Genomic DNA, 11,975 nt, shown 5'->3' with positions numbered 1-11,975 from the left:
CGAATGCTGATATCCTGCGGCGATGCGCTGATCGATTTCGTGCCGACGCGAAACACGGAAGGACGCGAGGCGGTGATGCCCGCGGTTGGCGGCTCCTGCCTCAACGTCGCGATCGGCATGGCGCGCTTGGGCGCACCGACCGACTTCATCGGCGGCATCTCGACCGACCTGTTCGGCCGCATGATCGCCGACCACGCAAGCGCCTCGCATGTCGAGCTCGGCCTTGCCACCCGCAGCGATCACCAGACCACGCTCGCCTTCGTGCGCATCGTCGCGGGCGAGTCGCATTACGCCTTCTACGATGCCGAAACGGCGACGCGGAACTGGACCTACCGGCGCGGGTCGATTCCCTTCGCGGACGTTGAAGCCCTCCATGTCGGCTCGACCACGCTGGTCAACGATCAAGGCGCGGCCGAAACCAAAGCCCTGATCGCGGACGCGCGCGCGTCCTCGACGATCTCCTTCGATCCGAACTGCCGCCCCAACCTCGTCAAGGACAAGCCGGCCTATCTCGCGCGCATGGCCGAGTTCGCAAGGAGCGCCGATCTCATCAAGATGTCGGACATCGACTTCGCCTACCTCTTCGGCGAAGAGTCCCATCAGCAACGCGCGAACATGCTGCTCGGGCAGGGCACAAGCCTCGTCGTCATCACCCTCGGCAACAATGGCGCCATCGCCTGGCACGCGGGGGCAGGGCAGATCGAGGTCACCGCGCCCAAGGTCGAGGTCGCCGACACCATCGGCGCCGGCGACAGCTTTCAGGCGGCACTGCTGTTCGCACTGCACAAGCAGGGGCGCCTGGCGCGGCAGCAGCTGAAGGCGATCAGTGCCGACGAGCTCCGCCGCGCGCTGTCCTTTGCCGCCAATTGCGCCGGTCTCACCTGCACCCGCCCGGGCGCCGATCCGCCCTGGAGCCATGAGATCGCCTGGCCCTTGTAGCCTGTCACAGCGGCGCGACGACCTTTTCGGCGCATTTGAGGAAGGTGCGGATCAACGGGCTGTGCGAGTCCCGCCGCCAGCACACCGCGATGTCGATGGAGTCGGTCGCATCGCGCAGCGGCCGGAACACGATACCGTGCGGGGCGCCGAGCTTGGCGCAGGCCGGCAGGATGGCGAGACCTTCGCCGGCGAGAACCAGGCTCATCGCCGAATGCACCGTCTCCACCCGGCTCGCGATCGGCATCACGATTTGATGCCGCCGCAGCAGGGCCGCGACCATGGAAGAGGCGGGGTCCTGGTCCGGCCGCGGCAGCGCGATCAGCGGGCGGCCCTGCAATTTCGCCATCGGCACCGCGCTGAGACGGGCGAGCGGCGAGCGGATCGGCATCGCCAGCATGAACGGTTGCGCGCCGACCCGCGCCACCTGGATTTCAGGGTGGTGGATCGCCGGCATGCATAGCGCGACCGTGACGCTGCGGTCGAGCAGCCGCGCCTCGCGCGTCGAGGCGCTGAGCTCGGCGAAGTCGAGGTCTACGCCGGGAATCGACCGCCGCAGCTCCGGGATCAGGCGCGGCAGCACCGCATTGGCCAGCACGAACATGTAGCCGACCGACAGCCGGCCGCGCCGCCCGGATGCAACCGCACGCGCAGCTTCGGCGCCGTCGGCCGCAAGCGCCAGCGCCTCGCCGGCGCGCGCCAGCAGCGCCTGGCCCGCCTCGGTCAGGTCCATGCCGCGCGTGCCGCGGCGGAACAGCGGCGCGCCGATCTCGGCTTCCAGCTTGCGGATCTGGATCGAGAGGGGAGGCTGCGCCATGCGCAGCCGTTCGGCGGCCTTGCCGACGCTGCGCGCCTCGGCGACGGCGACGAAATAGCGAAGCCGGCGAAGATCCATTGGCATACCGAAAACGTATGGGTTGACGTCCAAAATCGTATTGGACGGCGAGTTAACAAAACTGTCATTCTGGCTGTCAATGGCTGGCCAACGGGGGCCGGCTTCGGAGCGTGATGTGACGATGAACGGCGATCCCTGCCTGCTGTCCGCAATCGAGCTGCGCGGCCTCATCGCCGACCAGCGGATCTCGCCCGTCGAGATCACCCGGGCCGTGCTCGCGCGCGCCGAGGCGCTCCAGCCCCAGTTGAACTGCTTCATCACGATCTGCGGCGACGAGGCGATGGCGGCGGCGCGCGCCGCCGAGCGCAAGATGATGGCCGGCGAGCCGCTCGGCCTGCTGCATGGCATCCCCGTGACCGTCAAGGACATCGTCAACACCAAGGGGGTGAAGACCACCTTCGGCGCCGTTCCCTACAAGGACAACGTGCCGGCCGAGGACGCGGTGGCGGTGGCGCGGCTGCGCGCCGAGGGCGCGATCCTGATCGGCAAGACCACGACGCCGGAATTCGGCAGCAAGTGCCTGACCGACTCGCCGCTGTTCGGCCGCACCCGAAATGCGTGGGACGCCTGCCGGTCCTCGGGCGGCTCCAGCGGCGGCGCGGCGGTTGCCGTTGCCAGCGGCATCGCGCCGCTCGCGATCGCGACCGACGGCGGCGGCTCGACGCGAATTCCGGCCGCCTGCAACGGCGTGGTCGGGCTGAAGCAGAGCAACGGCGTCATCCCGCACAGCCAGGCGCTGGATGTGTTCGGCAACCAGACCTACGTCACGCCGACCACGCGCACCGTCGCCGACACCGCGCTGATGATGCAGGCGATGGCGGGCGAGGACCCCTGCGATCCCTGGTCGATCGGTGTTCCCGTGCCCGATTTCGTCGGCACCGCCGTCCCGCGCGGCGATCTGCGCGGGCAGAGGATCCTGTACTGCCTGACGCCGCCGGGCCGTCCGGTGTCCGCCGAGGTCGCCGCCAGCTTCAGGGCGAGCCTCGACCGACTGGCAGGGCTCGGCGCCGAGCTCGAGGAATTCTCCGGCGAAGGTTTCGACATCGAGCCGATCTGGCGCGCCATCAACCACACCCTCTGGCGCACGCGCTTTGCAAAGCTCGCGGCCGAGCACAAGGACGAGCTGAGCGAGGCCTTCCTCAAGCAGCTCGCGCTCGCCACCGAGGTCAGCGGCGTCGACTACCAGGAGGCGATGTTCGCGCGCACCGCGCTGTTCCGCCGCGTGCAATCGCTGCTTGCGCGCGGGCACTTCCTGGCGATGCCGACCCTCACGCGCACCGCGCTGCCGATCAAGCAGGATCTGTTCGGCACCATCGAGATCGACGGCGTGCATTTCGACAGCGTCCGGCCGCACTGGTTCCCCTGGACCATGCTGTTCAACATGACCGGGCATCCCGCCGTCAGCCTTCCCTCGGGCTTCGGCCGCGACGGCCTGCCGATCGGGCTTCAGCTCGTCGGCCGCTTCCGGCGCGATGCGGAATTGCTGCGTGTGAGCGCGCTGTTCGAGGCTTCCGCCGACCTCCTGTCCCGCTGGCCGGAATGACGACATGCGCATGCAGCTAGGCACTTGCGCGCAAAGGACTTGCGTCCGCCGTCCGGACATGTTGATCGTGCCGCGGATGAGTCCCGAAACCGAGCGCGCATGAGCGTATTTGTCCCAATGCGGCATGGCGCCCGCAACCCCCTCGGTGTCGTCCTGGCGAAAGCCAGGACCCATACCGCGGAATTTATCGGTGACGGGCGGTGCCAGTACCGAACGACCAGTCTTCGCCAAACCGCTCCCTGGGGTTATCGCGACGAGCGCGAAGCGCTCGCTCGGGGGTCCTGGCCTTCGCCAGGACGACGTCGGAGCTCGTGAGCGCATGAGCGTATTTGTCCTCCGACGTGTCTTGACCTTGCTGGCGACGCTGGTCGGCGCATCCCTGATCATTTTCCTGGTGCTGGATGCGCTTCCCGGCAATGCCGCGCAGATGCTGATGGGGGCCGACGCGTCGCCGGACGCGGTCCGCGCGCTCACCGTCAAGCTCGGGCTCGACCAGCCGCTGGCGGTTCGCTATCTGCAATGGATCAAGGGCCTGCTCGTCGGCGATCTCGGCAACAGCTATGTCTACGGCACGCCGGTCGCCAGCCTGATCGCGGAGCGGCTGGTGCTGACCATTCCGCTCGCGATCATGGCCATGTCGATCACGGTGACGCTGGCGCTCTCGGCCGGCGTCTACACCGCGGCCAACCACAACAAGCTCGGCGATGTCGGCGTGATGTCGCTGACGCAGGTCGGCATCGCGCTGCCGAATTTCTGGTTCGCGATCCTGCTGGTCCTGTTGTTCTCGGTGCGGCTGCAATGGCTCTCGGCGGGCGGCTTCGCCGGCTGGGAGGACGGCATCTGGCTGGGGGTCAAGTCGCTGCTGCTGCCGGCAATCTCGCTCGCGGTGGTGCAGGCCGCGATCCTCGCTCGCGTCACGCGCTCGGCCGTGCTCGAAGTGCTGCGCGAGGATTTCGTCCGTACTGCGCGCGCAAAGGGGCTCGGCAGGCGCGAGGTGCTGTGGCGCCACGTGCTGCGCAACGCCATGATCCCCGTGATGACGGTGATGGGCCTGCAATTCGCCAATCTGCTCGCCGGCACCATCGTGATCGAGAACGTGTTCTACCTGCCGGGCCTCGGCCGCCTGATTTTCCAGTCGATCGCCAACCGCGACCTGATCGTGGTGCGCAATTGCGTGATGCTGCTCGCGACCATGGTCGTCATCGTCAATTTCGTGGTCGACGTGCTCTATGCCTTCATCGATCCCCGCATCAAGGTGCACGACCTGTGAGCGCGCCCCTGACCACCTCGATGGATGCGCCGGTCGCCACGCGCCCGCTGCCCGCGCGCACGTTCTGGCGCCGCGCGCTGCGCCATCGCAGCTTCGTCCTCGGCGGCGCGCTGAGCCTGCTGGTGCTCGTCTCGGCGGTGCTGTCGCTGGTCTGGACGCCCTGGTCGCCCTACGAGATCGACATCGCCGCGAAGCTCCGGCCGCCATCGGCGGCGCACTGGCTCGGCACCGACTCCTTTGGCCGTGACATCGTCTCGCTGCTGCTCGCCGGCGCCCGCTCCACCATCATGGTCGGCATCATCGCGGTCAGCATCGGTCTCACCTTCGGCGTCTGTCTGGGCCTCATCGCCTCGGCGCGGCGCGGCTGGACCGAAGAGATCATCATGCGCTTCTCCGACTTCACCTTCGCCTTTCCGGCCGTGCTCTCCGCGATCATGCTCGCCGCGGTCGTGGGGCCGGGCATGGTGACCTCGATCATCGCGATCGGCATTTTCCAGATCCCGACGCTGACCCGGCTGACGCGCGGCTCGGCCAACGCGATCTGGGCGCGCGAATTCGTGCTGGCCGCGCGCGCCTCGGGGAAGGGCAAGTTTCGCATCACCATCGAGCACGTGCTGCCCAACATCCTGTCGATCCTGATCGTGCAGGCGACGATCCAGTTCGCGCTCGCCATTCTCGCGGAGGCCGCACTGTCCTATCTCGGCCTCGGCACGCAGCCGCCGCAGCCGTCCTGGGGGCGGATGCTGAACGATGCGCAGACCCTGCTGTTCCAGTCGCCGATGCTCGCCGTCTATCCCGGTGCCGCAATCGCGGTCGCCGTGCTCGGCCTCAATTTGCTCGGCGACGGCTTGCGCGATCTGCTCGACCCACGACTGGCGCGGGAGCGATGACGATGGCTGAGCGCTCCACCATGCCGCTGATCGAGGTTGCCAATCTCGGCGTCCGCCTCAACACCAGCCGCGGCCCGGCGCAGGCCGTGCGCGGCGTCAGCTTCTCGCTCAAGCGCGGTGAGACGCTCGGGCTCGTCGGCGAATCCGGCTGCGGCAAGTCGGTCACCGCGATGTCCCTGATGGGCCTGTTGCCGGACAGCGCCGTGGTCTCCGGCAGCATCAAGCTCGATGGCAGCGAGCTCGCCGGGCTTGCGGATGCGGATTACTGCCGCCTGCGCGGCAACCGCATCAGCATGATCTTCCAGGAGCCGATGACCGCGCTCAACCCGATGCACACGATCGGCCACCAGGTCGCCGAGCCGCTGCGGCGTCACAAGAACTTCTCGGCGTCGCAGGCGCGGAAAGAGACGATTGCCTTGCTCGATCGCGTCGGGCTGCCAGATCCGGCGCGGCGCGTCGATGCCTATCCGCACCAGTTCTCCGGCGGCCAGCGCCAGCGCATCACCATCGCGATGGCGCTCGCCTGCGAGCCCGACCTGTTGATCGCGGACGAGCCGACCACCGCGCTCGACGTCACCATCCAGGGCCAGATCCTCGACCTCATCGCCGATCTCGTCGGGGAGCGCGGCATGTCGATGATCCTGATCTCGCACGATCTCGGCGTCATCGCCGAGAACGTGCAGCGGATGATGGTGATGTATGGCGGCACCGTCGTCGAGAGCGGGCCGACCGACGAGGTGTTCCGCCGCATGGGCCATCCCTACACGCAGGGCCTGTTCCGCGCCCGTCCGAAGCTCGGCGCACGCAAGGGGACGCGGCTGAAGACGATCTCGGGCACGGTGCCGGAGCTCGCCGATCTTCCAGCCGGCTGCACCTTCTCCGAACGATGTCCGCTCGTGATCGATCGGTGCCGCGCGGCGCTGCCGCCGATGGTCGAAGTCGGTCCCGGCCACGTCGTGCGCTGCGTGCGCACCGATGTCTCGATGGCCGAGAACGTCGGAGCGCTGTCCGCATGAGCACCGCGCCTCTTCTCGACGTCAGGGATCTCGAGCAGCGCTACACGCTGCCGCGCGAGAGCCTGTTCCGTCCGCCCGGGCAGGTGCGCGCGCTCAACGGCGTCAGCGTGCAGGTCCAGGCCGGCAAGAGCCTCGGCATCGTCGGCGAGTCCGGCTCTGGCAAGTCCACTTTTGCGCGCGTCGTGATGGCGCTGGAGCGGCCGACATCGGGGCAGGTCGCGCTGCTCGGCCGCGATCTCAACCGCCTCCCGGCCGATGAGCTGCGCCGCGCCCGCCGCGACTTCCAGATGGTGTTCCAGGATCCCTACGGCTCGCTCGATCCGCGCCAGACCATCGCGCGCATCGTCGCCGAACCCTTGACCGTGCTAGACGGCGCCGATCGCACTACGTTCCGGGAACGCGTCGCCGCGGTGCTGCGCCAGGTCGGCTTGCGCGATGCCGACATGGACAAATATCCGCACGAATTCTCCGGCGGTCAGCGCCAGCGCATCGCGATCGCCCGCGCGCTGATCACCCAGCCGAAGCTGATCGTCGCCGACGAGCCGGTCTCCGCGCTCGACGTGTCCGTGCAGGCCCAGGTGCTGAACCTGATGCAGGATCTCCAGGACCAGTTCGGCCTGAGCTATGTCCTGATCAGCCATGACCTCGCCGTCGTCGACTATCTCTGCGACGAGGTCGCGGTGATGTATCTCGGCCGGATCGTCGAGCAGGGACGGCCGGAGGATCTGTTCGAGCGCTGTGCCCATCCCTATACGCGGGCGCTGCTGGACGCGGTGCCGCGGGCGCGCGCCGGCGGCGGCCGGCGCCGGCGCGGGGCGCAGGCGATCGCCTCGCAATCGGCTGCCGCCACGGGGTGTCCCTATGTCGCGCGATGTGCGCTCGCCGACCAGCATTGCCGCGAGGCCCTGCCTGAGCTACGCAAGGTGGGCGGGGCGCATCTCGCCGCCTGTCACAAGGCGGAGGCCGTGATGGCGTTGCCGCAAGCGGCCGCGGAGGGTTAGTCTCGGGCGCAGGATTGGCGTAGACTGGGAATTGAGAAGGCAGGGGAGTTACGCATGTTCAGGAAACTATCCATCGTCGCACTCACTGCCGCGTTCGTCGCGGCGCCGCTGCCGGTGCTGGCGCAGAGCAAGAAGGACAGCGTCGTCATGGCGATGTCGCTGGAGCCGCCGGGGCTCGATCCGACCAACGCAGCCGCTGCCGCGATCGCCGAGGTCACGCTCTACAACATCTACGAGACGCTGACCAAGATCAACGAGGACGGCACCACCTCGCCGCTGCTGGCGGAGAGCTGGACCGCATCGCCTGACCTGAAGACCTACACCTTCAAGCTGCGCAAGGGCGTCAAATTCCACAATGGCGAGCCGTTCGACTCCGCCGCGGTGAAGTTCTCGTTCGAGCGCAACGCGGTGCCCACCAGCACCAACAAGGACAAGAGCCTGTTCCAGAGCTTCGAGTCCGTTGCCGCGCCCGACGCCGACACGGTCGTGATCACGCTGAAGAATTCCGAGCCGAACCTGCCGTTCCTGCTGGGACAGGCAAGCGGATCGATCGTCGAGCCGAAGAGCGCGCCGACCAACGTCACGCAGCCGGTCGGCACCGGGCCGTATCAGCTCGGCGCCTGGGCCAAGGGTTCCTCGATGACCCTGGCCAAATGGGCCGACTACCGCAACGCCTCGGCGATCAAGCTGTCGAAGGTGACGATCCGCTTCATCTCCGATCCGGCGGCGCAAACCGCGGCGCTGCTTTCAGGCGACGTCGACGCGTTCCCGCGTGTCGCAGCGCAGCGTACCATCGGCCAGTTCAAGGCCGATCCGCGCTTCAACGTTCAGGTCGGCGGCTCCCGCGCCAAGACCATTGTCGCGATCAACGAGCGCAAGAAGCCGCTCGACGACGTCCGCGTCCGCCGTGCCATCCTCGCCGCGATCGACCGCAAGGCCATGATCGACGGTGCCGTCGATGGTTTCGGTACGCCGATCGGCAGTTTCTACGTGCCGGGATCGCTCGGCTATGTCGATACCACCGGCATCAATCCCTACGACCCCGAGAAGGCCAAGAAGCTTCTGGCAGAAGCCGGCGTCACCACGCCGCTCGAACTCTCCCTCAAGCTGCCGCCGCCATCCTATGCGCGGCAGGGCGGCGAGATCCTCGCGGCCCAGCTCGCCAAGGTCGGCATCGTCGCCAAGATCGAGAACGTCGAATGGGCGCAATGGCTGTCGCAGGTATTCGCCGGCAATGGTCCGCACAATTTCGACCTCACCATCGTCAGCCATGTCGAGCCGTTCGATCTCGTCAAGATCACCGAACAGGACTATTACCTCGGCTACAACAACGAGACGTTCAACGCTCTCTACAAGCAGATCGTCTCCACGCCGGATGAAGCCGCCCGCGCCAAGCTGCTCGGCGACGCCCAGCGCATGCTGGCGACCGACGCCGTCTCCGCCTACCTGTTCCAGCCGCAGCTCATCACCATCACCAACAAGAAGCTGAAGGGCGTCTGGAAGGAAGTCCCGCAGTTCGAGAACGATTTCTCGACCTGGTATTGGGAGTAGGGGGCGCAGGGGCACCCTCGTCGTTCGAGGCGCGCGCTGCCCGTTGCAGTGCCCTCTCCCCCTGCGGGAGAGGGCAGCGACGCCAGTAGACGCAGACTCACTCCGGTGAGGGGTCTGTCTCCGCACACGAATCTCGCGAGTTGAATTCGCGGAGAGCGCGATTCTGAGCCGGCCATCCAGTGGCGGTCTCTGGAGCCCTCGCCGCAGCCCACGGCGGGCCCATCCAGACATCGCGCTCGTTAAGGAACTGGTTACCCGTCAGTGTCACCATTTGCATATAGCTCGTCGCCATAAGCGGCAGCGCATTCTAGAACGGCTGGATATTTCAACACGCCCGGTTGGCGGTCTCTTTCAGGAGAGGCCCAATGTTTAAGGGCTTTACGACGGCAGTTGTGGCGCTGATGAGCGCAGCGCAACTGGATCAATTCCTAACCAACGGTCGGTACACCGACGCGGCCATCATCATGCTGCGGCAGATCAGGCACGCGTTTGGGTTCTGAGATACCCTTGGAACAATTTTTAAGCGCGTCGATGGAAGGCATCTTGTGGACTGATCTCGATGCGGATGAGCAACGCGCCCTTGCGATATTGGGAGCCGGGCTTTCTATCGAGCTGTGTGACCCCGTTGCTCTCCTGACTTTAAGGCGGCTCGGTCTGATCGTAGGCTCTCATTTGACGGCTACTGCGCACGAGTTGCGTAGGGGCGTTGTTCTGGACGAACTCAGGCGCGTGATTGCATGATGTAACCAAGCGCACGGCCGCGAACAGGCGCTCGAAAGTCCTCGCCAACGACAAGCGGGATGCAGGATCGCTCAGGTCGTTAGTATCGGTCAGTCATGCCCTGTGTCTGAGCTGGAGATGATCCTGGCACGCCATCGCACTTCGAAAGTGTCAGGGCCCTCTTTCAGTGCCAACGCTCGTGCATCCAGGGGACCGGGCTTGCCAGCTATGACAATGCCTGTCGCTTCTCCGCGAGCACTGAGTTTGGGGGAGCGCTCCATAGGCCATTCCAGCAATGCTTTCGACAGCATGGCCTTACCCGCGTACCAGCATTTTCGTCCGTCGATGAGACGATAGGACCACCATTGCCCTTGCGGATTTGGCGGCATTGCGGTGCTGCATTGTTGCTTGGCATGCACGCTGGTCATTTCGAGCGATGAGAGCGCAGCAATGCAAACGGTTAAAGCAAGCGATTGAAGCGGTTTGCTCATGGGCGCGCTCAATTGGCCTGTTGCTGCAATCGACTTACGGCAACGATCAAGGCAGGCCGTTCGAGGACTTCCACCAGCTTTTCAAGGATAAGCGCGTTATCCTTGGGGCAGGGCTGAAGGTATTCTTCCAGTATGAGTTGCGCGTCGCTAATCGCTTCCAGGGCTAATTGCTGATCAGTCATCACTGCTTACTCATCAATTAGTTGCGCCAGGAGAGCGAGCGGAGAGAGAAATCAAGTCAGCTTTGAGGAATATCCCCGCTCTTCTTTTCACTTTTTATTTCAAATGCTCGGCTTCCCACTGTGTCTCGGTGTCGTCGGGGCTAATGCTGCGCAAATAGCCCCGCGAGGGTGTGTCGCGAGCGAGGGGCACGGCGACCAATGTCACGCAGCCGGTCGGGACAGGGTCGTACCAGCTCGGCGCCTGGGCCAAGGGCTCCTCGATCACGCTCAACAAATGGGCCGACTACCGCAACGCCTCGGCGATCGAGCTGTCGAAGGTGACGATCCGCTTCATCTCCCATCCGGCCGCTCAGGCCGCCCCGCTGCGTTGCGATCAACGAGCGGCCTGTATCTCAATTCCCACACTTGCGAGCAAAAGAGATCCATTTGTCGCTTTTCGAACAGACGGAAAAAGCTCGGTCCGTTCCAATTCCCCAACGATTGAAGACAGTCATCGCTTGGGGGAGACGAAATGGAACGTTCCCTGTTAATGGAGCTGGCGCGCGATAAATATGTCGAGCGTTGCAAGCAACGGGCCTTCGATCATCTGGACCGAGGCGATCTCAAGAAGGCGGTCGCCTCGTTTGTCGGCAACATGAACGCGCGTCCCGATTGCGAACTGCCGTCCTACTTGGGAACGCTTGGCGCTTTGCTGCTGACGGCGAACGATGCGTTCGGCTGGAGAACGCTGATTGAAGGATTGAGGTGATGATCCGATAAACGCAGGCGTTGGGAGGCGTGGGGATGGCTCACTACAGGGCTTACCTTTTGGATCAGCACCACCACGTTATAAGCGTAGCCAATTTGCAGTGTGCCGACGAGCAGGAAGCACGGGAACGTGCTGCGCAGCTAGTTGATGCCAACGACATCGAGCTATGGCAACTCGATCGGCGTATTGCGGTCTTTGAGGCCCCCGCAAGCCGAACCTCGCAGGCGGCGAGAAGGGAAAAGCCACAGCGCCCCAGGGAAAAATGAAGCAGCCTGTCAGTGCGCGAATTCTTCAGTGCGTACCGATGCGAGCGAACATCGAAGGGGCGCCGATCTCCAAGAAATACCGCAGTTCGCGAGCGATTTCTCGGCCTGGTATTGGGAGTAGGGGAGCGAGAGCACCCTCGTCGTTCGAGGCGCGCGGCGGCCCGTAGCTGTGCCCTCTCCCCTTGTGGGCCTGTTGCGTTATTGGCTTTTGAGGCTGAAGACGTCACGAGAGAAGGCCTTAGTCGCGGCAATTACCTGCCAATATCTGTAGTTGTCGCCCTCGGAGGGCGGCTCACGCGGCGATCGTGGCCCACCGCCTCATGTTGAAGGCGATTGAGGCGAGCAGGACTTGTCCGGTCGCCTTGATCAGACCGACGTAGCGGATGCAGGTCAGCCGCATGCGGCGTTTGAGAGTAGCGAAGGTGGTTTCGACCTGGGCTCGTCGGCGCGCGATGAGGAGGTTGTA

At 65.3% G+C, this 11,975-nt stretch carries 13 protein-coding genes and 1 pseudogene; 10 read left to right on the top strand and 4 right to left on the bottom strand.

The window, feature by feature from the left end; all coding sequences use genetic code 11:
* The first annotated feature begins 3 nt into the window (after positions 1–3).
* Positions 4–939, top strand: a complete 936-nt coding sequence (locus A3M7_RS0124485; RefSeq protein ID WP_027546270.1) for a carbohydrate kinase — start codon at positions 4–6, stop codon at positions 937–939.
* A gap of 4 nt (positions 940–943) precedes the next feature.
* Here A3M7_RS0124485 and A3M7_RS0124480 read toward each other — a convergent pair whose 3' ends face one another.
* On the bottom strand, positions 944–1,831 hold the full coding sequence (locus A3M7_RS0124480) for a LysR family transcriptional regulator (RefSeq protein WP_027546269.1): 888 nt from the start codon (positions 1,829–1,831) through the stop codon (positions 944–946).
* A gap of 121 nt (positions 1,832–1,952) precedes the next feature.
* Between A3M7_RS0124480 and A3M7_RS0124475 the strand changes: the two genes are divergently transcribed.
* The 7 genes from A3M7_RS0124475 to A3M7_RS51070 all read left to right on the top strand — a co-directional run bounded on the left by A3M7_RS0124475 (position 1,953) and on the right by A3M7_RS51070 (position 9,602).
* Entirely contained in the window at positions 1,953–3,374 is a 1,422-nt protein-coding gene (locus tag A3M7_RS0124475) for an amidase (protein ID WP_027546268.1), read from the top strand.
* 319 nt (positions 3,375–3,693) lie between these two features.
* Positions 3,694–4,644 carry an ABC transporter permease gene (locus A3M7_RS0124470; RefSeq protein ID WP_027546267.1) on the top strand — a complete coding sequence of 317 codons (951 nt, stop codon included), beginning with the start codon at positions 3,694–3,696 and terminating at the stop codon, positions 4,642–4,644.
* Positions 4,641–5,534, top strand: coding sequence for an ABC transporter permease (locus A3M7_RS0124465; RefSeq protein WP_027546266.1), 894 nt, complete (start codon positions 4,641–4,643; stop codon positions 5,532–5,534). The genes A3M7_RS0124470 and A3M7_RS0124465 overlap by 4 nt, the downstream gene beginning before the upstream one ends.
* 2 nt (positions 5,535–5,536) lie before the next feature.
* Entirely contained in the window at positions 5,537–6,550 is a 1,014-nt protein-coding gene (locus A3M7_RS0124460) for an ABC transporter ATP-binding protein (protein WP_027546265.1), read from the top strand.
* On the top strand, positions 6,547–7,551 hold the full coding sequence (locus tag A3M7_RS0124455) for an ABC transporter ATP-binding protein (protein ID WP_027546264.1): 1,005 nt from the start codon (positions 6,547–6,549) through the stop codon (positions 7,549–7,551). The genes A3M7_RS0124460 and A3M7_RS0124455 overlap by 4 nt, the downstream gene beginning before the upstream one ends.
* Before the next feature lie 54 nt (positions 7,552–7,605).
* Positions 7,606–9,102 (top strand): ABC transporter substrate-binding protein, encoded by a 1,497-nt coding sequence (locus tag A3M7_RS0124450; protein ID WP_027546263.1) that lies wholly within the window; start codon positions 7,606–7,608, stop codon positions 9,100–9,102.
* Positions 9,103–9,467: 365 nt separating this feature from the next.
* A complete protein-coding gene (locus A3M7_RS51070) occupies positions 9,468–9,602 on the top strand; it encodes a hypothetical protein (RefSeq protein ID WP_256374879.1) in 135 nt (44 codons plus the stop codon).
* Between the two features lie 330 nt (positions 9,603–9,932).
* Here the strand turns inward: A3M7_RS51070 and A3M7_RS47110 are convergent, their stop codons facing one another.
* Both A3M7_RS47110 and A3M7_RS49840 read right to left on the bottom strand, forming a co-directional pair.
* A complete protein-coding gene (locus A3M7_RS47110; protein ID WP_245284313.1) occupies positions 9,933–10,313 on the bottom strand; it encodes a hypothetical protein in 381 nt (126 codons plus the stop codon).
* 8 nt (positions 10,314–10,321) lie between these two features.
* Positions 10,322–10,495: a hypothetical protein gene (locus A3M7_RS49840; protein WP_177234701.1), complete on the bottom strand. Its 174-nt coding sequence runs from the start codon at positions 10,493–10,495 to the stop codon at positions 10,322–10,324.
* 182 nt (positions 10,496–10,677) lie between these two features.
* Between A3M7_RS49840 and A3M7_RS50635 the strand changes: the two are divergent.
* Positions 10,678–10,860: pseudogene (locus tag A3M7_RS50635) on the top strand (ABC transporter substrate-binding protein); the annotation flags it as partial.
* Between the two features lie 146 nt (positions 10,861–11,006).
* Positions 11,007–11,243, top strand: a complete 237-nt coding sequence (locus A3M7_RS0124425; RefSeq protein ID WP_049823658.1) for a hypothetical protein — start codon at positions 11,007–11,009, stop codon at positions 11,241–11,243.
* A gap of 558 nt (positions 11,244–11,801) precedes the next feature.
* Here A3M7_RS0124425 and A3M7_RS44875 read toward each other — a convergent pair.
* The coding region (locus tag A3M7_RS44875; RefSeq protein WP_156936947.1) for a transposase at positions 11,802–11,975 on the bottom strand (174 nt) is incomplete at its 5' end.

Origin of the sequence: Bradyrhizobium sp. WSM2254, assembly GCF_000472645.1 — a bacterium.
Lineage (GTDB): Bacteria > Pseudomonadota > Alphaproteobacteria > Rhizobiales > Xanthobacteraceae > Bradyrhizobium > Bradyrhizobium niftali.
The sequence above is the reverse complement of the archived record's forward strand: the minus strand, read 5'-3'. Positions and strand labels throughout refer to the sequence as shown.